The organism is Paractinoplanes pyxinae (assembly GCF_026626335.1).
In the GTDB taxonomy this organism is placed as follows: Bacteria; Actinomycetota; Actinomycetes; order Mycobacteriales; family Micromonosporaceae; genus Actinoplanes; species Actinoplanes pyxinae.
On record NZ_JAPNTZ010000006.1, the window covers coordinates 299,973 to 323,075 of the forward strand.

At 71.8% G+C, this 23,103-nt stretch carries 17 protein-coding genes and 1 riboswitch; of the genes, 5 read left to right on the forward strand and 12 right to left on the reverse strand.

The window, feature by feature from the left end; translation table 11 throughout:
- Positions 1-8 precede the first annotated feature (8 nt).
- Entirely contained in the window at positions 9-176 is a 168-nt protein-coding gene (locus tag OWR29_RS18585) for a hypothetical protein (protein WP_267564163.1), read from the forward strand.
- A 4-nt stretch (positions 177-180) separates the two neighbouring features.
- Here OWR29_RS18585 and cobN read toward each other — a convergent pair whose 3' ends face one another.
- Complete coding sequence (gene cobN, locus OWR29_RS18590) at positions 181-3,720, reverse strand: cobaltochelatase subunit CobN (protein WP_267564164.1); 3,540 nt, start codon at positions 3,718-3,720, stop codon at positions 181-183.
- 52 nt (positions 3,721-3,772) lie between these two features.
- Positions 3,773-3,847: riboswitch (cobalamin riboswitch) on the reverse strand.
- Between the two features lie 198 nt (positions 3,848-4,045).
- Here cobN and OWR29_RS18595 point away from each other — a divergent pair.
- The 4 genes from OWR29_RS18595 to OWR29_RS18610 all read left to right on the forward strand — a co-directional run bounded on the left by OWR29_RS18595 (position 4,046) and on the right by OWR29_RS18610 (position 9,224).
- A complete protein-coding gene (locus OWR29_RS18595) occupies positions 4,046-5,266 on the forward strand; it encodes a ferredoxin-like domain-containing protein (protein WP_267564165.1) in 1,221 nt (406 codons plus the stop codon).
- Positions 5,266-5,883, forward strand: a complete 618-nt coding sequence (locus tag OWR29_RS18600) for a precorrin-8X methylmutase (RefSeq protein ID WP_267564166.1) — start codon at positions 5,266-5,268, stop codon at positions 5,881-5,883. Before OWR29_RS18595 ends, OWR29_RS18600 begins: the two co-directional genes overlap by 1 nt.
- A 1-nt stretch (position 5,884) precedes the next feature.
- Positions 5,885-7,486 (forward strand): precorrin-2 C(20)-methyltransferase, encoded by a 1,602-nt coding sequence (locus tag OWR29_RS18605; protein WP_267564167.1) that lies wholly within the window; start codon positions 5,885-5,887, stop codon positions 7,484-7,486.
- A 175-nt stretch (positions 7,487-7,661) separates the two neighbouring features.
- Complete coding sequence (locus OWR29_RS18610) at positions 7,662-9,224, forward strand: glycoside hydrolase 5 family protein (protein WP_267564168.1); 1,563 nt, start codon at positions 7,662-7,664, stop codon at positions 9,222-9,224.
- On the opposite strand, the gene OWR29_RS18615 is transcribed toward OWR29_RS18610, so the two are convergent.
- The 11 genes from OWR29_RS18615 to OWR29_RS18665 all read right to left on the reverse strand — a co-directional run bounded on the left by OWR29_RS18615 (position 9,158) and on the right by OWR29_RS18665 (position 23,100).
- Positions 9,158-10,504 (reverse strand): glycosyltransferase, encoded by a 1,347-nt coding sequence (locus OWR29_RS18615; protein ID WP_267564169.1) that lies wholly within the window; start codon positions 10,502-10,504, stop codon positions 9,158-9,160. The genes OWR29_RS18610 and OWR29_RS18615 overlap by 67 nt on opposite strands.
- A complete protein-coding gene (locus OWR29_RS18620; RefSeq protein WP_267564170.1) occupies positions 10,473-11,702 on the reverse strand; it encodes a glycosyltransferase family 4 protein in 1,230 nt (409 codons plus the stop codon). The genes OWR29_RS18615 and OWR29_RS18620 overlap by 32 nt, the downstream gene beginning before the upstream one ends.
- A complete protein-coding gene (locus OWR29_RS18625) occupies positions 11,699-12,943 on the reverse strand; it encodes a lipopolysaccharide biosynthesis protein (protein ID WP_267564171.1) in 1,245 nt (414 codons plus the stop codon). Before OWR29_RS18625 ends, OWR29_RS18620 begins: the two co-directional genes overlap by 4 nt.
- Positions 12,937-13,695: a hypothetical protein gene (locus OWR29_RS18630; RefSeq protein ID WP_267564172.1), complete on the reverse strand. Its 759-nt coding sequence runs from the start codon at positions 13,693-13,695 to the stop codon at positions 12,937-12,939. The genes OWR29_RS18625 and OWR29_RS18630 overlap by 7 nt, the downstream gene beginning before the upstream one ends.
- Positions 13,692-15,605, reverse strand: coding sequence for a putative glycosyltransferase family protein (locus OWR29_RS18635; RefSeq protein WP_267564173.1), 1,914 nt, complete (start codon positions 15,603-15,605; stop codon positions 13,692-13,694). Before OWR29_RS18635 ends, OWR29_RS18630 begins: the two co-directional genes overlap by 4 nt.
- Positions 15,602-16,726: a glycosyltransferase family 4 protein gene (locus OWR29_RS18640; RefSeq protein WP_267564174.1), complete on the reverse strand. Its 1,125-nt coding sequence runs from the start codon at positions 16,724-16,726 to the stop codon at positions 15,602-15,604. Before OWR29_RS18640 ends, OWR29_RS18635 begins: the two co-directional genes overlap by 4 nt.
- Entirely contained in the window at positions 16,723-17,538 is an 816-nt protein-coding gene (locus OWR29_RS18645) for a glycosyltransferase family 2 protein (protein ID WP_267564175.1), read from the reverse strand. The genes OWR29_RS18640 and OWR29_RS18645 overlap by 4 nt, the downstream gene beginning before the upstream one ends.
- 77 nt (positions 17,539-17,615) lie before the next feature.
- On the reverse strand, positions 17,616-18,368 hold the full coding sequence (locus OWR29_RS18650) for an L-type lectin-domain containing protein (protein ID WP_267564176.1): 753 nt from the start codon (positions 18,366-18,368) through the stop codon (positions 17,616-17,618).
- A 111-nt stretch (positions 18,369-18,479) separates the two neighbouring features.
- Positions 18,480-19,598, reverse strand: a complete 1,119-nt coding sequence (locus tag OWR29_RS18655) for an aromatic ring-hydroxylating oxygenase subunit alpha (RefSeq protein ID WP_267564177.1) — start codon at positions 19,596-19,598, stop codon at positions 18,480-18,482.
- Positions 19,595-20,731, reverse strand: coding sequence for an N-methyl-L-tryptophan oxidase (solA, locus tag OWR29_RS18660; RefSeq protein ID WP_267564179.1), 1,137 nt, complete (start codon positions 20,729-20,731; stop codon positions 19,595-19,597). The genes OWR29_RS18655 and solA overlap by 4 nt, the downstream gene beginning before the upstream one ends.
- 17 nt (positions 20,732-20,748) lie before the next feature.
- Positions 20,749-23,100, reverse strand: a complete 2,352-nt coding sequence (locus OWR29_RS18665; RefSeq protein ID WP_267564180.1) for a GcvT family protein — start codon at positions 23,098-23,100, stop codon at positions 20,749-20,751.
- Between the last annotated feature and the right edge of the window lie 3 nt (positions 23,101-23,103).

Sequence of the window (23,103 nt, forward strand, 5' to 3'; positions counted from 1 at the left end):
TTCGGGCCATGACCGACACCGACCAGCCGACCGGCCGTCACGCGGCCAAGCAGGACGACTTGGGCGCCCGCTCCACCGTCAACATCAAGAAATATCTGGAGAAGGACGAGGCCCTGGAACGCCAGGCCGCCGCCGGCCGGCACGCCGCCCCGGAGGACAAAACCGAGACGGAGTGACCCGTCAGTTGTCTTCGAGGTCGCCCTCGGTGTCGAGGTAGAGCTGCTGCAAGGCGCTCAACGTCTCGGGCGAGGGCGACTCCCACAACTTGCGCTCGGCCGCCTCGAGCAGGCGCTCCGAGATGCTGTGCAGGGCCCACGGGTTCGACTGCTGGAAGAACTTCTGGTTCTCCGGGTCCAGGGCGTACGTGGTGGCCAGCTGCTCGTACATGTAATCGGTGACCACGCCGGCGGTGGCGTCGAAGCCGAACAGGTAGTCGACGGTCGCGGCCAGCTCGAAGGCGCCCTTGTAGCCGTGCCGGCGCATCGCGGCGATCCAGCGCGGGTTCACCACGCGGGCCCGGAAGATGCGCGCCGTCTCCTCGGTCAGGCTGCGGGTGCGGGTGGCGTCCGGGTTGGTGGAATCGCCGACGTACGCCGCGGGGGCCTTGCCGGTCAGCGCGCGCACCGTGGCGATCATGCCGCCGTGGTACTGGAAATAGTCGTCGGAGTCGGCGATGTCGTGCTCGCGGGTGTCGATGTTCTTGGCCGCGATGTCGATCCGGCGGTACGCGTTCTCCATGTCCGGGCGGGCCGGCACACCGTCGAGGTCCCGGCCGTACGCGAAACCGCCCCACACCGCGTACACCTCGGCCAGGTCTTTGTCGTCGCGCCAGTTGCGGCTGTCGATCAGCGGGAGGATGCCCGCGCCGTACGCGCCCGGCCGCGAGCCGAAGATGCGGGTGGTGGCCCGGCGCCAGTCGCCGTGCTGGTCACGGTCGGCCAGGGCGTGCTCGCGAACGAAGTTCTCCGGCTCGTCGAGGTCGGCGATCATCGTGAAGGCGTCGTCCATCATGGCCACCACGTGCGGGAAGGCGTCGCGGAAGAAGCCCGAGATGCGGACGGTGACGTCAATCCGGGGCCGGGCCAGCTCCTCGCGGGTGATCGGCTCGAGGCCGGTCACCCGGCGCGAGGCCGGGTCCCAGACCGGGCGTACGCCGATCAGCGCCAGGATCTCGGCGATGTCGTCGCCGGCCGTGCGCATGGCGCTGGTCCCCCAGGCCGAGAGGCCGACCGAGCGCGGCCAGTCGCCGTAGTCCTCGCGGTAGCGCTTGAGCAGCGACTCGGCCATGGCTTGGCCGGTCTCCCAGGCCAGCGCGCTGGGGATCGCCTTGGGGTCCACCGAGTAGAAGTTGCGGCCGGTCGGGAGCACGTTGATCAGGCCGCGCAGGGGTGAGCCGCTGGGGCCGGCCGGCACGTAGCCGCCGTCCAAGGCGTGCAGCAGGTTGGTCAGCTCGTCGGTCGTGCGGCCGAGTCGCGGCACGATCTCGGTCGCCGCGAACGCGAGAACGCTCCGCACCTCCTCGGACATTTCCGAAATCTCGGAAATGCGAGCGGCGTCAGTGGGCCAGCCCGCCTCTTCCATCGCCGTCACCAAGCCGCGGGCCAGCGTCTCGACGCGGTCCGTCTCCGCCGTCGAAGCCTCCTCGGGCAGGCCGAGCGCCTCGCGCAGACCGGGCAGCGCCGCCACCTGGCCGGCCCACATCTGCCGCGCCCGCAGCATGGACAGCACGAGATTGACCCGCGCCTCCCCCTGCGGCGCCTGGCCCAGGATGTGCAGCCCGTCGCGGATCTGCACGTCCTTGACCTCGCACAGCCACCCGTCGACGTGCAGGATGAACTCGTCGAACTCCTCGTCGTCGGGGCGGTTGGACTGGCCCAGGTCGTGGTCCATCCGGGCGGCCTGGATCAGCGTCCAGATCTGGGCCCGGATGGCCGGCAGCTTGGCCGGGTCGAGCGCGGCGATGTTGGCGTGCTCGTCGAGCAGCTGCTCGAGGCGGGCGATGTCCCCGTACGACTCGGCCCGGGCCATCGGCGGGATCAGGTGGTCGACCAGGGTGGCGTGTGCCCGGCGCTTGGCCTGGGTGCCCTCCCCCGGGTCGTTGACCAGGAACGGGTAGATCAGCGGCAGGTCGCCGAGAGCCGCGTCGGTGCCGTCGCTCGCCGACATGCCGACGTTCTTGCCGGGCAGCCACTCCAGGTTGCCGTGCTTGCCGACGTGGACGACAGCGTGGGCCCCGAACTCGTCGGCCAGCCACCGGTAAGCGGCCAGGTAGTGGTGCGACGGCGGCAGATCCGGGTCGTGATAGATGGCCACCGGGTTCGCGCCGAAGCCGCGCGGCGGCTGCACCATGACGACCACGTTCTCGTCCTGCAGCGCGGCCAGCACGATGTCGCCGTTGTCGACGTAGAGCTCACCGGGCGCCTCACCCCAGTGCGTCGCCATCGATTCGCGCAGGTCGCCGGGCAGGGTGGCGAACCAGTCGCTGTACCGCTCGCCGCTGATCCGCACCTTGTTCCCGGCCAGCTGGTCCTCGGTGAGCCAGTCGGGGTCCTGGCCGCCCGCCGCGATCAGGGCGTGGATCAGCCCGTCGCCGTCGTACTCGTCGAACGAGCCGATCCGGTAGCCGCGCTCGCGCATGGCCGCGAGCAGCGCGACCGTCGAGGCCGGAGTGTCCAGGCCGACCGCGTTGCCGATGCGCGAATGCTTCGTCGGGTACGCCGAGAGCATCACCACGATCCGCCGCTCGGCCGGCGGGATGTGCCGCAGCCGGGCGTGGGCCACCGCGATACCCGCGACCCGGGCCGCGCGCTCCTCGTCGGCCACGTAGACCGACAGCCCGTCCGGGTCGATCTCTTTGAACGAGAACGGCACCGTGATGATCCGGCCGTCGAACTCGGGGATGGCCACCTGCGTCGCCGCGTCCAGCGGGGACAGGCCGTCGTCGCTGGCCTCCCACTGCGCGCGGCTGCTGGTCAGGCACAGCCCCTGCAGGATCGGCACGTCCAGCCCGGCCAGCACGCCGACGTCCCAGGCCTCGTCGTCCCCACCGGCGCCGACGGTGGCCGGCTTGGTGCCGCCCGCGGCGAGCACCGTCACGACCAGGGCGTCCGCCTTGCGCAGCTCGGCCAGAAGTTCTTCCGGCGCCGTACGCAGGGACGAGGTGAACAGCGGAAGCGGGCGTCCGCCCTTGGCCTCCACCGCCCGGCACAACGCCTCGACGAAGGCCGTATTGCCGGCCATGTGGTGGGCCCGGTAGTAGAGCACGGCGACGGTCGGGCCTTCGGCGACCGTGGTCTCGCGCGGCAGCGGCCCCCAGTCCGGCGCGGCGACCGGCGGGGCGAACCCGTGCCCGGTCAGCAGCACGGTGTCGGAGAGGAACGCGTACGCCGAAGCCAGGTTTTCCGAACCGCCCTGAGCCAGGTAGGTGTGCGTCTCGGCGGCGACACCGGCGGCCACGGTCGACAGCTTCATCAGATCGGCGTCCGGCGCCTGCTCGCCACCCAGCACGACGACGGGAACGCTTCCCGCCAGCAGCGCGTCAAGCCCCTCTTCCCAGGCCCGGCGCCCGCCCAGGATGCGCACGACAACCAGGTCGACCCCGTCCAGCAGCGCGGGCAGATCGTCGACGCCGGTGCGAGCCGGATTGGCCAGGCGCCACGGCGAGCCGCTGGCCCGGGCACTGAGCAGGTCGGTGTCGGACGTCGACAAAAGCAGGAACACGCCAAGCTCCCCTCGGGGTCCGCGCCCCGGGTAGTAGAGATCACGGCGACCGGAGTTCCTGGCTCCCAGGCCGTTGCCGGCTCTGGTGACAGTGGCGGGACCGCGCCGGACTCGCACCGGCTTCCTCCGCAGCGTCGCCGCTGGTGGCTTACCACCCTTCCTGCCCCGCCCATCCGCCGTCAAGGAGGGCCCCGCCGGCGTCAGCCACATCACCCACGCCGGACCCACTCCGACGAGACGTTGCGTTCCGCGATCTCGGTGGGCGGTGTGATCATTCCGACCCGAGGATGCGGTCTTGTCGGGGGGCGAACGTAGTATCCGGGCCGTGCCTGCCCGTGAGTCCGACGTCGATGCCTGCCCCGGCGCGCTGCGTCTGCACCACGCGGCCGACGGCCCGCTGGCCCGCGTCCGGCTGCCCGGTGGGTTACTGACGGGTGAGCGGCTGGCCGTCCTGGCCGAGCTGGCGGAATCCTACGGCGACGGGCACCTCGAGCTCACGTCACGCGCGAATGTCCAGCTCAGAGGCTTACGCTCGGCCGACCCGGTGGTGCTGGCGGCTCGGCTTGCGGCCGCCGGCTTGCTGCCTTCCGAAACCCACGAAACCGTACGAAACATCGTCGCTCCGCCGCTGTCGGGCATCACCCTCCGCAGTCTGGTCGGCGAGCTCGACCGCGCCCTCTGCGCCGACCCGGCGCTGGCCGCCCTGCCCGGTCGTTTCCTCTTCGCCGTGGGCGAGGTTCCCTTGGCCGCCGACCTGGCCGCCATCCCCACCGGCGGCCAGTTCACGATCCTGTTCGCCGCCCAAGACCACGGCCTACGCGTGCCCACCGCCCAGGTGGTTCCCGCCCTGATCGCCGCCGCCAACGCCTTCCTCGCCGAGCGCGCCGCCACCCCGGTCGGCGCCCCCGCCTGGCGCCTGCACGAACTAGCCGACGGCCCCGCCCGGGTGGCCCGCCGCACCGCCGAAGCCCTCGACCTGCCCACCGGTCAAGCCGCGCCCGACCTTCCCACCGACCACAGTCCCGCCAAGGCAACCCGCTCCGCCGATCGCGACCGCCCGCTGGTCGGGGTGGTGCGGCAGGAGGACGGGCTTGTGGCGGTGGGGGCGCTCGTGCCGATGGGGCGGCTGGGTGGGGAGGCGTTGCGGCTGCTGAGCAATGCTCGGCGGGTGGTGGTCACGACCGCGCGGGGTGTGGTTGTGCCTGATCTGACGGTGGAGGCCGCTCGGCGGTGGGTGCAGGCCCTGGCCGAGGCGGGACTCGCGGTCGAGGGGACGTCGCGCTGGGTGGGGGTCACCGCCTGCGCGGGGCGGCCTGGCTGCGCGAAATCTCTGGCTGACGTGCGCGCCGATGCCGATAGCACCAGCACGTACGCGGAAGGCCTGCCCGTGCACTGGGTCGGCTGCGCCCGCGGGTGCGGCAGCCCGTCCGGTCCGCACGTGCGGGTCGAGGCCACGCCCATCGGCTACGCCGTGACCCGGCAGCCGGAGGGAAAGACGTACACCGGCGACCCGGCCCACGCGGTCGCCGCCGCTAGGAGGAACTGATGGAGTACGAGAAGGACGGCGCCGAGATCTACCGGCGTTCCTTCGCCACGATCCGGGCCGAGGCCGACCTGTCCGGGTTGCCGGCCGACGTGGCCCGGGTCGCCGTCCGGATGATTCACGCCTGCGGCATGGTCGACCTGGTGCGGGATCTGGCCTACAGCCCGCAGGTGGCCACGGCCGCCCGCAAGGCGCTGCTTTCAGGTGCGCCCGTGCTGTGCGACGCCGAGATGGTCGCCTCCGGCATCACGCGTAAGCGGCTCCCGGCCGGCAACGAGGTCGTCTGCACGCTGCGCGACCCGTCGGTGCCCGCCCGGGCCGAGAAGCTGGGCACCACCCGCAGCGCGGCCGCCCTCGACCTGTGGCTCGACCACCTGGAGGGCTCGGTCGTGGCGATCGGCAACGCCCCCACGGCCCTGTTCCGCCTGCTCGAGATGATCGCCGCCGGCGCCCCGCGCCCGGCCGCCGTCCTGGGCATCCCGGTCGGCTTCATCGGCGCCGCCGAGTCCAAGGAAGCCCTGGCCGCCACCGACCTGGAACACCTGATCGTCCGCGGCCGCCGGGGCGGCAGCGCCATCACCGCCGCCGCCGTCAACGCCCTAGCCTCAGAGGCGGAGTGAAGTGACTTCCACCCCCACCCCCGCTCCGAGCACCAGCGGCCGCCTCTACGGTGTCGGCGTCGGACCCGGCGACCCGGAGTTGATCACGCTCAAGGCGGCACGGCTCATCGAGAGCGCGGACGTCGTGGCCTATCACGCGGCTCGGCACGGGCGGAGCAACGCCCGGGCCATCGCGGCCGGGCTGCTGCGGGACGGGCAGATCGAGGAACCGCTGATCTATCCGGTGACCACCGAGACGACCGACCACCCGGGCGGCTATCAAGGGGCGATCGACGAGTTCTACGCCGAGGCCGCCGGGCGGCTGGCCGCGCACCTCGACGCCGGGCGGGATGTCGTGGTGCTGGCGGAGGGCGACCCGTTCTTCTACGGCTCATACATGCACATGCACAAGCGGCTGGCCCACCGCTACCCGACCGAGGTCGTCCCCGGCGTCACGTCGGTCAGCGCCGCCTCGGCCGTGCTGGGCCGCCCGCTCATGGAACGCGACGAGGTGCTGACCGTGCTGCCCGGCACCCTGCCGCCGGCCGAACTGGCGGCCCGCCTGGCCGGCACCGATTCGGCCGCCATCATGAAACTCGGCCGCACCTTCGACGGCGTCCGCGAGGCTCTGGCCAAGGCCGGCCGCCTCGACGACGCCTGGTACGTCGAGCGGGCCACCACCGACCGCGAACGCCACGCCCGGCTCACCGACGTCGACCCGGAGTCGGTCCCCTACTTCTCGCTCGCCCTCCTGCCCAGCCCCGCCGCCACCGCTTTCGTGGAGGGGGAAGAGGAGAACCGCGCCCCGACGGAAGAAGCGGCCGGCGCCAGCGCGGCGCGCAATGAAGGCGCGGCGCACAATGAAGGCGCGGCCGGCGGGAGTGTGACGGTTGTCGGGCTGGGGCCGGGCGATCCGTTGTGGCTGACGCCCGAGGCGAGGGCCGCACTGGCGAAGGCCGACGACCTGGTGGGCTATCTGCCGTACCTGGAAAGGGTCGCAACCGGCCCGCACCAGCGGAAGCACCCGTCCGACAACCGGGTCGAGGCCGAGCGGGCCGCCTTCGCGCTCGATCTGGCCAAGCGGGGACGCCGCGTGGCCGTGGTGTCGTCCGGTGATCCCGGTGTGTTCGCGATGGCCGCGGCCGTGCTCGAGGTCAGCGAGGACCCGCAGTGGAAGGACGTGGCCGTCCGGGTCGTGCCGGGGCTGACCGCCGCCCAGGCCGTGGCCAGCCGGGCCGGCGCGCCGCTCGGGCATGACTTCTGTGTGATCTCGCTGTCCGACCGGCTCAAGCCGTGGCCGGTCATCGCCGGGCGGCTGGGTGCGGCGGCCGCGGCCGACCTGGTCATCGCGATCTACAACCCGGCCTCCCGGACCCGCCGTGAGCAGCTGGTCAACGCCCGGGAGCTGTTGCTGGAGCACCGTGACGCGGACACTCCGGTGATCGTCGGGCGGGACGTCGGCGGGCCTCAGGAGTCCGTCCGGGTCACCACGCTGGGTGAGTTCGACCCGGCCACCGTAGACATGCGCTGCCTGTTGATCATCGGTTCGTCACAGACCCGGGCCGTGTTGCGCGGCGACGGCAGCACCTTCGTCTACACCCCCCGCCACTACCCCGCCGAGTAGCCCGCCCAGCACACCACAACCGGCGCCGCTTGAGGTGCCCGGTCGATGCACCCTGCCCGCTCCCCGTGGCAACGGCATCGCAATCCAGGAATCCGACAGCGCCGAACCGTCCGACCGATTGAGGGGGTCGCTCCCACCGAACATTCCGCATCCGAAACGAAGGACACCAGCCACCGTGATCTCGCCTCGCCGCTGCGCCGCCGTCCTGGCCTCGTCGCTGCTCCTGGGCCTCGCCCTGCCGCACGCCCCGGCCAACGCCGCCGCCTCGAAGCCGACGGCCAAGGCGACGACCACCACCGTCAAGTCCGTCATGACGACCAGCGCCCCCGCCGCCGCCCCGGCCAAGGCCACCGTCAAGACCGAGACCGCCCCGACCCTGGCCTCGCGCCTGGCCGCGGTGAAGACGGCCAAGACGCTGAACTACTACCCGTCCGCGGCCGGCTGGTCGAAGATGTGGATGGAGTGGGACGCCGCCAAGATCGACGCCGACCTGGCCAAGGCCGACGCGCTCGGCGCCGACAACATCCGCATCATCATCTTCCCGACCACCTTCGGCTGGCCGAAGCCGTGGAACGGCTACCAGGACCGCCTGGCCTCGTTCGTCGACATGGCCGCCGCCCGCGGCATGACCGTCAAGTTCACCCTGTTCGACTGGTGGGACGGCTACGAGGAGGTCGCCAACAGCGTGAACTGGGCCAACACCGTGCTCAGCCGCTACCGCGACGACAAGCGCGTCATCGCGTTCGAGCTGCAGAACGAGTTCAACGCCGGTGACCCGGCCGCCGTCGCGTGGGCCAAGAAGATGGTGCCGGCGATGCGGTCGTCGTTCCCGGCCATGCCGCTGACCTTCTCGGTGGACGGCACGTCCGGCGCCCCGGGCATGGCGAAGATCAAGTCGGCACTGGCGTCGACCCCGATCGACTACTTCGACTTCCACTTCTACGGCAACTCGGAGCGCGCCCTCGCCGTCATCAAGAACGCGCAGGCCACTGTCGCGCCGTACCCGATGGTGATCGGCGAGGTCGGCCTGAACACCCTGCAGAACACCGAGGGCGAGCAGGCCGCGTTCCTGGGCCGGGTCTTCGAGGCGGCGGACGAGGCCGGCGTGAAGTCGGTGGCGCCGTGGACGCTGAACGACTTCAGCCAGGGCGCCATCCCGTCCTCGGCCGTGTCCCGCATCCCGGCCCAGTACAACTACGGCCTGTACCGCCTGGACGGCTCGGCCAAGCCGGCCGCCGCGGTGGTCAAGGCCGGCTGGGCCAAGACCGCGATGCCGGCCTCGCTGATGGACCCGAGCTTCGAGCTCAGCGCCGGCCAGAGCCCGTGGCGCGCGTACATGCCCGAGCTCGGCCTCGCGGTGAAGACGCAGTCGGCGGCGCGCACCGGCAAGTGGTCGATCAGCCTCACCAACACCGGCAAGACCTCGGCCGGCTCCCCGTCGTACCGGGTCTCGCCGGTCGACCCGGTCAAGTCGGGCCAGAAGTGGCACGGCGAGGTGTGGGCCAAGGGCTCCGCGGCCACCGGCGCCACCCAGATCGCGCTGAGCTGGTTCGACATCAACGACAAGTGGCTGGGCGGCGTCTCGTCGGCCTCGCTGCCGGCCGGCACCACCGGCTGGACCAAGCTGGTCGTGGACGGGGTCGCCCCGGCCGGTTCGACCAGCATGCAGGTTCACCTCAAGTCGGGCGACAACAAGGGCACGGTCTGGTTCGACGACGCGGTGATCTCCGCTTCCTGAGCCAACCGCTCCGAGTGCGACGGCGACGACTGCGACGGCTGCGCCGGCGCCGGCGCCGGCAAAGCCGGGACGGGCAAGCCCATCCGGACGAACAACCGCGTGAAGGCGGCCACCGACTCTTCCCACGAGGAAGGGTCGGTGTGCCGCCTTCCGGCGTTTCCGGAGGCCGACTCGATGGCGGACGCCAGAGCAGTCGGGGAACCGGCCGAGACAAAGGTCGTTCCCGAATACCTTTCGGCCGCTTCCACCAGCCCACCGACCGCCGTGACCACGACCGGCAGCCCGTGACTCATCGCGATGTGCAGCGGCCCGCTGGCCGAGCTGCGCCGATAGGGCAACACGACCATGTCGGCCTCGGCGAAGAAGCCGTCCACCTCGGAGTCCGCGACGTAGCGGTTGACGAAGGTGATGCGATCCGCAGCCGAGGACTCAGCGATCATCTCGGCGGGCAGGGTCCAGCCTTCCCACGTCTCTCCCACGACGGTCAGGGTGAAGTGGGACGGCAGCTGCCCGAACGCCTGGACCAGGTCCTCGAGCCCTTTGTAGGGCCGGATGGTGCCGAAGAAGAGGAGCCGGCAGCCCTCGCCGTTCGCGCGCGGGCGCGGCGCCGGCGCGGAGTGGCCGGCCGCGGTGGGAGAAACAGCCGCAGCGGAAGCAGCGGCGCCGTCGTGGTGGTCGAACGGGCCGTGCAGCACGACCTCGTCGGGCACGTCACTCAGCTCGTACGTGCCGCGCAGCGCGACCCGGTCGAAGCGCGAGTGGACCACCACCCCGTCGGTGCGGCGCAGCAGCGGCTTGATCAGCTTGCGGCAGTAGAGGGCGGCCAGGCGGTGCTGCGCCTCCCCCGTGTCCTGCACCTCGTGGAACTCGACCACCACCTTGATCCCGGCCAGCCGGGCGACCAGGCAGAGCACCAGGTACGAGTGCAGCACGGTCCCCGTCCACCACTGGAACACGATGACGGACGGCCGGAACGACAGCAGGAAGCGCACCGCGCGGAACAGGCTGGGCACCGCCCACCAGTCGACACCGTCGAGAACGCGTACCGACGGGTCGTACGAAAGCTCGTTGAGATCAAGCCCGACCCGCCCCCGCCCGGGGTAGAGCCGGGTCGGCAGCAACTGCCGCATGAGGATCGTGCCGACCTCGTACTCGGCGGCCAGCGCGTTGCTGAGCCGGCAGGTGTAATAGCTGATGCCGGAGAGGAACCGCCAGCCCGAGCCGACGACCACCACCCGGGGGCGCTCGTCAGCGGACGGCGGAGGCGGCGATGCAGTCACGGTAGACCTCCTCGATCTGGGGGACGACGCGCGCGGCGGTGTAGTCGAGCCCGCGCTGGTGCCCGGCCGCGCGCAGCCGCGCGGTCAGAGCGGAATCGGTGAGCAGCCGCGTCAGGGCGGCCGCGAGCGCGTCCGGGTCGCCGACCGGGATCTGCAGCCCGCTCTCGCCGTCGCGGATCATGTCGGCCAGCCCGCCGGCGTCGGTCGCGATCAGCGGCGTGCCGGCCAGCAGCGCCTCGACGGCCACCTGGCCCATCGGCTCGAGCACGGACGGCACGACCCCGGCCGCGGCGTGGTGCCAGGCCGCCATCACCTCGGGGTGGGGGACGTTGTGCCGCACGATCACCCCGCGCGGGACGGGCGGCGTGTCCGCTCGCGGCGTCCCGAGACAGACCAGGGCCGGCCGCGGCTCGGGCAGTTTCGCGTACGCCTGGAAGAGCACATCGATGCCCTTGTGCGGCCCGAGCTGGCCCACGAACAGCACGTACCGCCCCTCCGGCAGCCAGTCCGGCCGGGGCGTGGTGCGGGCCAGCTCGTCGAGGCCGTCCGGCACCAGGCTGCTGATCACCTGGACCGGCACGTGACCCGGCATCCGCCCGTTGATGACCCCGTCGGCCACCGACGACGAGATGGCGGTGAGCGCGTCGATGCCGTGGTGCCGCTGGGCCCGCAGCGCGGTGGTCAGCAGGGCTGACCGCGGCCGCCCGTACTGCTCGCTGGCACAGGGCACACACCGCCCGAGTCGCGGCCCGCCGCAGGCTTGGCCATTTCGCGCGTACGTCTTCTTGACGCAGGTGAAGCCGAAGTCGTGCGCCGTGTGCACGTGCGGCCGCCCGTCGCGCCCGTAGCGCAGCGGCAGGTAGCTGTACATCATCCAGTCGTGGCTGTGCACGATGTCGTAGTCGCCGGTGCGCAGCGTCCGCCGGATCGCCGCCGTGGTCAGCGGGTCGGCCGTGGTCGGGTGGAACGGCTTGGTGGCGTCCGCGTTCATCCCGGGGAGCAGGGTGTTGGCCACGCTGCGGACCCGTTTCACCCGTACGCCGCGGATGGTCTCGTCGTGCTCGGCGAGCGGTGTCGCCAGCGTGAGGACGGTGACCTCGTGCCCGCGGCGCACCAGCTCCTCGCTGCTGGTGGCGATGCTGCGCTCGAGCCCGCCGATCACCGGCGCGTACAGGTTGGACAGGTGCAGGATTCTCATGCCCCTCTTCTCCACAAAGATCGGACGGCGACGACGACGGCGCCCACCGATTGCCCGGCCAGCCAGGCGATGCCGGCCGCCTCGATCCCCGTCCCGGGCAGCCAGAGCCAGGTCAGCGTCAGGCAGATGGTGGCCATCAGCAGGTTGAGGCGCAGGCAGCGGCGGAACCGGCCGAGCGAGCGCCAGTGCGCGACGGCGAGGTTGGTGATCGCGTCGGGCACGGCCGCCAGCACCAGGATCTTCAGCAGCAGCCCGCCCTCGGCCGCGAAGCCCGCGCTGAACAGGCCGAGGATCCAGTCGCCGGCCAGGAACAGCAGCAGCGCGGGCGGCCCGGTCACCGCGAGCACGACCGCGGCCGCCCGGGGCAGGCCGGCCGGCGCCGCGTTGGTCCGCTCGGCGTAGAACGCCGAGGCCACCGCGGGCGAGACCATGAACAGCATCGACGCGGTCATCCAGGCCACGTAGAAGTGGCCGTTGGCCTCGGCGCCGAGCCGGGCCGTGACCAGCACCGGCAGCAGCGCGGTGGGGCCGGCCTGGGCCAGGTTGATCAGGTGGTGGCCGCGCAGCGAGCCGTGGATGTGCATCAGCTCGTCGCCGATCCCGGCCGCGCCCAGGCGGGCGCCGGGCTGCAGCCGGGGCAGGCTCGTGCCCAGGGTGTACGCGGTGACGGCGACCGAGGGCAGCGTCCAGGCCAGCAGCACGACGCCCGCGCCGCCGTAGCCGGCCCAGGTCAGCACGGCCAGCGTGCCCACCTTGCCACCGGCCAGGGCCAGGTTGCGGGTGAGCATGCCGTGGCTGGCCCGGTGGGCGACGAAGACGTTGTCGAGCAGGGTCGAGGCGGTCAGCGCGACCGAGGCGAGAACCAGCGCGGCCAGGGCGGACGGGTCGCGCAGGAAGGCGAAGTGGCCGGCCACCGAGGGCAGCGCGAGGCCGGCCGCGAACGAGACGACCGCGGTGAGCCCGCAGCCCAGCAGCAGGCCGGCGCTGACGATCCGCGACCACTCGCCGACGCCCGCCCCGGGCAGCCGCTGGATGAACATGTGGCCCAGGCCCAGATTGGACACCATGCTGACGACGGCCGAGACCGAGATCAGGGCGGTGGCCGTGCCGATCGACGCCTGGGCCAGCTCGCGCGCGGCCAGCAGCCAGTACAGGTAGCCGAGCCCGGCCGTGCCGGCCGTGCTCGCCATGATCAGGACGCTGTTGCGGGCCAGGGAGTCCCGGGCGACGGTCTTCAGCACCGGCCGGGCCCCCGGCCGTAGAAGACGGTGCTGGTGACGCCGAGGCTGATCTCGATGCGCTGGGGGCAGCCGCCGGGCGGGGCGGGCACGAAGACGTCGACCGAGCGGGTGGTGTCCGGCGCGACCGCCAGCGGGCGGCCGGAGATCAGCCGGGCTCCTACGCGTACGCGCAAGGGTTGGGTCCGGGCGGGCACGCCGGCGCTGCTGACCCGCACCGGCACGTGGACCCCACGGGCCGGGATGGCGACCGGACCCTCGATGCCGGCCGCCCACCCGTTGAGGGCCAGGCTGGTGAAGCCCGGCTCGGGCGGGTGCGGCAACCGGTCGTACGCCTGAAGGGCGAGGAACCCGGCGACCAGGGTGACCAGCCCGGGAACGGCCACGGCGGCGAGCGTGCGCGGCAGGCGCGGATCGATCGCGGCCCCGCTGGCGCGCTCGCGCAGCAGCACGACCACGCCGAGCACGGTGACCAGAACCGCGAGTCCGATCGCGACCGTGCGCGGGCGGATCAGGATGTCCGTGACGTGCAGCGTGATGGCCAGGAAGGGCAGGCTGACCAGGCCGGACGCGGTGGCCAGGCCGATCCGCGTCACCGCCGGCATGGCCTCGCCGGCCAGCGCGCGCAGCCACAGCTCACCCAGTGCGACCAGGGCCGCCACGCAGACGGCGGCGAACAGCCAGGGCAGCCGGGGAGCGAACGCGAGCACGGCCAGGGCGGCATAGGCGGCGGCGAGCAACCGGGGCGTCGTCACCGCGCGGCCTTCCCGAGCGAGGCGAAGTCGAAGCGGTAGATGGCGATGTTGCCGCTGTCGTAGACCTTGATCGTCCACGGTGTGCGGTCGAACTTGGTCAGCTGACCCAGCGTGAACGCGGGCTTGTCGCTGTGCGGAACCGGCTCGTTGGTCTCGAAGTAGATCTGGATCTCCGGCACCTCCCGGGCCATCCGCCGGTCGACGATCAGATAGGTGAACCGCCACGAGCTGAGCTGCTCGATCAGGCGCGGCGAGATCTGCCGGTCGGGCTGGGCGAGATAGAGGTCGTACGTGGGAAAGGTGACCGACCCGGTGACCGGGCGTTGGCCGCCGAACGAGCCGAAGATCAGCCCGGAGTACCGGTCGGCGACGATCCGCAGGTCGCGGCCCTGGGTCGAGCGCAGCCAGGCCGACGCGGCCGACACCTCGGGAATCGCCGAGCGGGTGTCCGAGCCGAAGACCGGCGGGCCCGGGAAGCGGTAGGACGGGTTCATGCCGGCCGCCGTGTTGCCGACCATGACCACCGCGCACACCGCGAGCAGGGCGGTGCCGCTGTAGAACGGCTTGCGGTCGAGCAGCCACACCACCACCGGAGCCACGACGAGCGCGATCCCGAGGTAGCTGAAGGCCCACGAGCGGCGGGCGCCCTCGGCCCCGGACGGGGTGAGGATCAGCAGCGCGGCCGGGAAGTAGAGCGAGCCCAGCACGAACATGCCCAGCGCGCCGTTGCGCGAGACCGCGTCACCCTCCCGCCGCTTGCGCAGCCACAGCGCCGCGGCCAGCATGCCGATCCCGGCCACGCCCTGCGCGCCGAAAGCCGCCGCCCGCTCCCACCAGGGCGCGATCGACTCGCGGAACAGGGTGCGGCCGCCGCCACCGCCCTCGCCGGCCATCCCGGCGATCTGGTCGAGCGCGCGGGCCAGATAGGGGTCGAGGTATCCCGCCGTACGCGGGGCGACCACCCACAAATAGGCCACGACCAGCACGGCCGCCGCCACCGTGAGCGCCCACGCGGTCCAGGTCACGGCGCGCGGGTTGATCCGGCGCAGGGCGCGGGCGGTAGCCACCGCGCACAGGATCAGCATGACGCCGAGCAGGCCGAGCGCGGTCAGGTGATGGGTGGCGATGGTGGCCGCCGACAGCATCACGGTCAGCGCCGACCAGCCGAGCCGGGCCCGCCCGGCCGGCCCGCGCATCGCCCGGTGCAGCGCGACCAGGGTCCACACCAGCAGCGGGATGGCCAGCGACTCGTACCCGAACTGGGTGTCGAAGAACAGGAACGAGCTGTTCAGGCTGTAGATGATCGTGGCCACCGCGGCCACCCGGGCGTCGTGCCAGATCTCCTCGGCCAGCACGAACACGCCCAGCACGACCAGCAGGTGGGCCACGATCAGCACGAGCAGCGCCGCGTGCCAGATCGAGACGCCGGTCAGCCCCGAGACCGAGGCGACCATCGAGTGCAGGCCGGGGAAGTCGCCGACCACCTTGACGATCGGGTTCTGCTCGAAGAGGCGGCCGTCGAGCAGGATGTCGCGGGCCTGCCGCCAATGGGCGAACTCGTCGTGATAGAGCGGCCCGTCCGGCGTACGCAGCAATTTGGGCAGATAGGTGAAGCCCGCGTACGCGGTGAGGACGGCCACCCGCAGCCGCGCCCCCGACCCCCGGCGCACCAGCCAGTACACGGCGGGCAAGGTGAAGACCAGCATCCCGGCCCAGAAGAAGGCGAACTGCTGACCGGTGTCCCACTCGGCGGCCCGGTTGGCCGCGACCAGCAGGGCGGCGCCGGCCGCGCCGGTGACGACCAGGGTGGCCGCGCAGATCACGGCCGGGCGGCGGGACGCCGTCGCGGGCGCCTCCGCCACCTCGGGCGGGCTCGCGACGGCCGGGCCGGCCTGCTGGGTCAGGATCATCGGTCGCCGGCTCCGGCACCGGCCTTGGCCTGCTGAATGATGTGCACGGGCGGGGCCACTCCGGCGTAGATCTCCCGGGTCGCCAGCACGACGTCGCTCCACGTGGGCAGGGCGTTGCGGCCGTGCTCGGCCCGGGCGGTGCCCGCCGCGACCCGCAGCGCCTCGGCCAGCGCGGCCTCGTCGTCCGGGTTGACCAGCCACAGCGGCGCCCCGGGGGCGACCATCGCGGCCAGTTCCCGGTGGGCCGGGATGAAGCTGGCCACGGTCGGGATGCCGGCGGTCAGCGCGTCGGCCACGGCCATGCCGAACGCCTCGTGGCCCGAGGCCGAGACCACCGCCGCGGCCGACGCCATCCGGGCCTGGAAGGCGCCGTCGGGCAGCCGGCCGTGGAAGACGACCCGGTCCGGTCCCAGGCCCAGCCGCGACGCCAGGTACTCCCACTCCTCGCGGGCCGGCCCGGAGCCGACCACGTCGAGCCGGTGGTCGGCGGGCAGGTGGATCATCGCCTGGATCACCCGGTCGACCCGCTTGTAGCGCTCGAGCCGCCCCACGCAGAGGATGCTGCGCCCCGGCTCCGGCCCGGCCACCAGGTCGGGCGCCGGGTCGGTGCCGTTGGGCACCACCACCAGGCGGCCCCGCGCCTCGGGGAAGTGGCTGCTCAGCAGCTCCCGCTCGGCCCGCGAGACGCAGATGATCCGGCCCGAGCGGGCCACGATCCGGCGGCCCAGCGGCCGGTAGAGCGGGTGCAGGGCCGCGCGCAGCCGGCTGTGCCCGGTGCCGTGGTAGTGCGGCGTGAACACGAGCGGCGTGCGGTTGGTCAGCGCGGCCGGCAGCGCGGCCAGCGCGTGATAGCTGTGCGCGTGCAGCACGTCGTAGCGGCCGGCGTTGCGGCGCAGCCACCGCCACAGCCCCAGCGAGACGCGGTAGTTGGACGCCTTGACGGTCAGCGGGAACCGGCGCACCAGCACCCCGTCGATCGAGTCGACCGAGCCGTGCGTGTGCTGGGTCAGCACCTCGACCTCGTCACCGGTCGCCACCAGCGCGGCGCACAGCCGCCGGACGTGGGTCTCCACGCCGCCGATGTCGGGGTGGTAGGCGTTCGTGACGACGCCGATCCTCACCGGGCGCGCTCCGGCGTCCCGCAGGCGGCGGCCCGTTTGCGCCGCGGCCATTCGCGGGCGATGGTGCGCAGCACGCGCAGCCCGTCGGTGAACGCGTTGAGGTTGCTCTCGCCGTGGATGCGCTGCTGCTCGTAGCTGGGCACCTCGACGATGCGCAGCCGGGCCCGGGCCGCCCGCAGGGTCAGCAGGGTCTCGATCTCGAAGCCGTCGCCCCACAGCCGGCCGTCGGCCTCGGTGGTGCTGTCGAGCGCGAAGGCGTTCAGGTGGTGGGCCCAGAACGCGTTGTAGCCGTAGCAGAGGTCGCTGTAGCGGGTGCCGAAGAGCACGTTGACCATGGCGCTCAGACACCAGTTGCCGGCCCGCCGCAGCTGGGTGATGTCGGCGCTGCCGCCGGCCCCGGCGAACCGGGAGCCCTTGGCGAAGTCGGCGCCGGAGCGCAGTTCGGCGATGAAGCTGGGGATCTCGCGCGGGTCGGTCGACCCGTCGGCGTCGATCATGACCAGGATGTCGCCCGTGGCCGCCGCGAAGCCGCAGGCCAGGGCATTGCCCTTGCCCCGGCGGTTCTGCTGGACGACGCGGATGCCCGGCATCAGGCGGCGGGCGACGTCGACCGTGTCGTCGGTGGATCCGCCGTCGACCAGGATGACCTCGTCGACCGCGGGCAGGGCGGCCATCACGTGGGGCAGGTTGAGCGCCTCGTTGAGCGCGGGGATGATGACGCTGACCAGGGGCTCACCGGCACCGACCACGACCGGCGGCGGCAACTCGGTTCCCGCTCCGGCCTCCGGGCGAGCGTAGGGGACCGTGGACATGACTTCACTCCAAGACTCGGTGGGGACGTGCGGGAGGCGCCCGCCGGCGCCCGCGAAGGCGCCGGCGGGCCACCGGATCAGGCGCCGGACCCCTGGACGGTCCAGGAGTAGACGTCCTGCTTCGACAGGCCGGTGCCGGTCGAGGCGGTGAAGCCGATCCACGCCTCGGAGTCGCCGACGTGCTCGGCCAGGTTGATCTGGTGCTCGAGCACCAGCTGCTCGGTCGAGCCGGCACTCAGCGACTTGACGTAGACCCGCAGCAGCTGCGCCTCGGCGTCGTAGACGACCCGGGCGTTGAACGGCTTGCCGAACAGCGGGATCGGCGCCTCGGCCGACTGCTCCTGGTAGTCCGGGTTGCCGCCCAGCACGACCGCGAGGTGGTTGCGGCTCGGGTCGTACGAGTTCTGGTAGGTGTCGAACTCGACGGCCAGGCTCGGCTTGATGCCGCGGTAGCCGAGGCCGCCGCCCCACCCGCCCAGCGCCCGCGGACCGGCGGTCTGGACGACGAACGCGACGCCGTCGGCCCCCGGGCGGAAGTGGTGCAGGTAGAGCTTGAACTCCGACTCGAACGACCGGGTGACGTCGAGCTTCGAGGTCGCCCAGGCCGAGCCGGACTGGCGGTAGCCGCCCGGGGTGAGTCGCAGGATCTTCTGCCGGACCTTGTCGCCGGACGACAGGATCAGGTCGGCCGCCCCGTTACGGTCCAGGCTCTTGGAAGCGCCCTTGAAGGTCGGGTAGTCGATCAGCGGGTCGTCGTCGGCCGCCAGGGCCGGTGCGCCCGCTGCGGCTATCGAGAGGGCGAGGGCAGCGACCAGGCCGCCCCGGGCCACCCTCGAAAAACGTGAGGAAGACACAGTTCTGCGCTCCAATTCGGATATTTTGCCCCACTAGGACGTGGCCTAAGGTAGGGCAGCGCGCAGAACCGCGTGACCGAGACGAGACTATTTATCCCGAAATGGATGCAGTCGGTCCGTTACCCACGAATGAAACGCCCCGATGTGGTGCTCGCTCGGGACGAGCACACCCCCTTGCGCGTACGCCCGGGAAGACATCGACGGCTGGCAGCGCTCACACGCCTCGAAGTCCTGCCGGTTGACCCGGTCGAACAGTTCCACCGAGCGGGTCAGATCCACCCCCGACGCCACCACCTCGGGCAGGAACAGCCAGTCGCACTCGACGATCGTGCGGTCCGCGGCCAGCGGGTACATCCGGTGGAAGATCACGTGGTCGGGCACCAGGTTGACGAAGACCTGGGGCTTGATCGTGATGGCGTAGTAGCGGCGGTCCTGCTCGGCGGCCAGGGTGCCGATCGCGGCCACGCCGGGGCTGCCGTCGACGGTGAACCCGGCCACGTCCCGGCCGAACTCCGCCCCGTGACCCACGTAGTACTGCGCGGCGTAGCCCCCGGCGAACTCGGGCAGCACGTGCACCAGTTCCGGGTGGATGGTCGCGCAGTGGTAGCACTCCATGAAGTTCTCGATGATCAGCTTCCAGTTGGCGGCGACGTCGTACCGGATGCGCCGGCCCACCTCGAGCCCGTCCATCGCGTAGTGGTCGAGGGCCTCGAGATCACCCAGGCGCTCGGCACACGCGCCCATGACGTCCTGCTCGAACGAGGGCGGGTCGTCGGCCAGGCACACCCATACGTAGCCCAGCCATTCTTTCGTCTCCACGGCACGCAGTCCGTACTCGGCGCGGTCGATGTCGGGCATCTTGACCAGGTTCGGCGCCGCCACGAGCCGGCCGTCCAGCCCGTAGGCCCAGGCGTGATACGAGCATTTGAACGTCCGCTTCACGTTTCCGGCTTCTTCGACACACACCCGGGCGCCCCGGTGCCGGCAGACGTTGAGGAAGGCCCGGGCCCGCCCGTCAGCACTCCTCGTGACGATCAGGTTCTCCCGGCCGACGTCCACCGTACGGAAGGCGCCCGGCCCGCCGATGTCGGAGCTCCGGACCGCGCAGAACCACATCCGCTCGAAGATCGCCTCCTGCTCGGCCGCGAAGATGGACGGGTCGGTGTAGTAACTCCCGGCCAGGGTCGGGATCAGCGACGAGGTCATCGGAACCTCCGGGGATCGAACAGGCTGATCGGGTGGACGGTGGCGCCGCAGGTGGCCAGGTCGGCCACGATCTCGCCCACCACTGTCACGAACTTGAACCCGTGGCCCGAGAACCCGCAGGCCACGGTCACCGCCTCGTGCCCGGGGTGGCGGGCGATGACGAAGTGCTCGTCCGGCGTGGTGCTGTACATGCAGGGCTCGCCGCGCAGGAAACGGCCGGGCAGGTCGGGCAGCCGCCGGCCGCAGTAGTCGACCATTTCGGCGATCTCGTCCTCGTGCACCTCGGTGTCGAGGGTGTCCGGGGTGGTGGGCGTGCCGCGGCGGAAGAACGCGATCTTGGCCCCGCCGTCCGGGCCGTCGATGGCCGGGAAGCCGTAGATCTGGCCGCCCTCGGCGTCCTCCCAGATGTAGATCGGATGCCGGTCGGGGAGGAACGGCTCGACGCCGCCGCGGGGCTGGTACCAGTGCTGCACCTGGCGCTCGATGCGGAACTCGACGCCCAGGTCGGCCAGCAGCTCGGGCGCCCACGGCCCGGGCGCGAGCACGAGCTGGCCGGCCGTGTACGAGCCCTGGCCGGTGGTCACCCGCACCCCGTCGCCGGCCGGCTCCCAGCTGGTCATCGGCTCGTGGAAGCGCAGATCGGCGCCGTGTTTCGTGGCCAGCTGCAGATTGGCCGCGACGGTCGCCTCGGGCCGGACGAAACCCGCCTTGGCCTCGTAGAGCGCGACCTCGCCGGGTTGCGGGGCCAGCGTCGGGAAGCGGCGGCGCAGCTCCTTGGCGTCCAGCATCTCGTGCTCGAGGCCCCACTGCTCGGCGCTGGCCTTGCTGCCGGCCACCGTGCGGCTCTCCGGCCGGCCGACCATGACGCCGCCGGTCAGCGTGATCACGTCCCGGCCGGAGTCGGTGGCCAGCTGGTCGAACAGGTCGTAAGCGCGCAGCAGCAGGGGCACGTACTCCGGGCCCTCGAAGTACGACTGGCGGGTCACCCGGGAGCCGCCGTGGCTGGCTCCGCGGTCGTGGGCCGGGCCGTACTTCTCCAGACCGAGCACCTTCTGGCCGCGAGCCGCTAGCTGGAAGGCGGTGGCACTCCCCATGCCGCCCAGACCGACAACAATGACGTCGTACGCCGACATTCGGGCCTCCTGTGGTGCTATCCCCGCAGCCGTTCGTGCTTGGGGTCGAAGAGCGGCTCGGCGGCAACGGTGGCGCGGAGCTTGCGGTCGAAGTAGCCGATCGACACCTCGGTGCCGGGGGCGGCCAGGGCGGCCGGAAGCCAGGCGTACGCGATGGGCGCCCCGATCGTGTGGCCGAAGGCCGCGCTGGTCACGAAGCCGGCCACCCTCCCTCCTTGGTACACCGGCTCGCGCCCCATCGGCACGTCGCCGGTGTCGTCCAGCAGCAGGCAGGTGAGCAGCCGCCCGGGCCGGTCGTCGAGCGCGTCGCGGCCGATGAAGTCACCGGCGTCGCGGCGAACGGCAAAACCCACACCGCTTTCGTACGGGGTGTCCTCCGCGGTCATGTCGGTGCCCCACAGCCGGTAGCCCTTCTCGAGGCGCAGGCTCGTGAAGGCGGCCCGGCCCGCGGCGATGATCCCGAGCTCCTGACCGGCGGCCCACAGGGTGTCCCACAGCTTGAGGCCGCAGTCGGCCCGGGTGTAGATCTCCCAGCCCAGCTCCCCCACGTACGACAGCCGCAGCATGGTGACCGGAACCGTGCCGATGAAGCCCTCCCGCGCCTGGAAGTAGCGGAACCTCTCGGGCGACAGGTCGATGTCGGTGAGCGGGGCGACCAGCTCGCGCGCCCTCGGGCCCCAGACCCCGAGGCCGCCGGTGCTGCCGGTGACGTCCCGGATCCGCACGCCGGCCGGGGCGTGCCGGCGCAGCCAGTGCAGGTCGAGCGGACCGTTCACGCCGACCTGGAAGCGGTGCTCGCCGAGCCGGGCCACGGTGACGTCGCTGCACACCTTGCCGGCCTCGTCGAGCAGCATCGTGTAGGTCACCGAGCCGGGCCGCTTGTCGACGTTGTTGCTGGTCATGCCCTGCAGGAAGCTCACCGGGCCGTCGATTTCGAGGCGCATGAGCGAGGTCATGTCGTACAGGGCCACATTCCGACGCGTGATGTGGGCTTCGGTCTCGGCGATCGGGGACCAGTGGCGGCTCGACCAGCTGTCCCGTTGCTTTGGTTCCGGCTCGTCGTTCGACGCGTACCAAAGCGGCCTTTCCCAGCCCGCGGCCTCGCCGAACACTGCGCCGAGTTCGAGGTGCCGGGCGTGGAACGGGGTCGTGCGGACATTGCGGACGCTGGGCGGGTCGAGCGGGTGGACGATGTCGTAGACCTCGACGAAGCTGCGGATGGCGCGCTCCCGGACGTAGGCGGGGGCCAATTGCGTACGGTCGAAGCGGTTCAGGTCGCACTCGTGCAGATCGATGCCGGGGCGACCGGTGACCAGCCATTCGGCCACCTCGCGGGCGGCTCCGGCCGAGTGGGTCACCCAGATCGCCTCGGCCGTCCAGAAGCCGGGCAGGCCGGCCGCCTCGCCCAGCAGCGGGAAGCCGTCGGCGGTGAACGAGAAGACGCCGTTGAAGCCGTCCGTTCGTTCGGCATCTTTGACAACCGGCAGAAGGTCGGCGGCGGCCGCCCACGACTCCTCAAAAGTGTCAGGGGTGAACGGGAGCATCGACGGGTGCTCACCGCTCGCCAGCTCGTCCAGGCTCACCGGCATCGGCTCGTGCAGATACGAACCGATGCCCAGGGCCTCGCCGTGCGCCCGGAAGTAGAGGTCTTTGTCCTGGTGGCGCAGGATCGGCAGGCCGTCGTGGGCGCCGGCGTCCGTCGTCCGTACATATTGGTGGGCCATCGGCAGCAGGGGGATCGGGACGCCGGCCAGCTCGCCGATTCTCGGGCCCCAGAAGCCGGCGCAGCTGACGACTATGTCGGCTTGGTAGTTGCCGGCGTCAGTGTGGACACCTGCGACTCGGCCGCGTTTGGTTTCTATGGTGGTGACGCGTTCGTTGCCGACAAATCGGGCGCCCCTTTCATGTGCGCGCGCTGCTTGCGCCTCGCACGCCTTGATCGCGAGGGCCAGGCCGTCGGTCGGCACGTGCAGGCCGCCGTGCAGCTTGTCCTTGTCGAGCAGGGGAAAGAGCTCGGCGCAGGCCACCGGGTCGATCACCTGCGAGCCGATCCCCCACGACTGCCCGAAGCCGAAGCGGCGGTGGAGTTCCCGCATCCGCTCCGGCGTCGTGGCCACCTCGAGGCTGCCGACCGGGCGGAAGCAGTCCAGCCCGGTCAGCTTCTCGACGGTGTACCTGGCCAGCCGGGCCATGGTCCGCGACGGGTTGGTCTGGAAGACGAGCCCCGGCGCGTGCGAGCTGGAACCGCCCGTCACGAAGAGCGGCCCCTGCTCGAGCACGGTGACGTCGGTCCAGCCCCGCGCGGTCAGCTCATCGGCGAGGGCACAACCCACGATGCCCGCGCCGATGATGACAACCTTGGGTCTCATGGC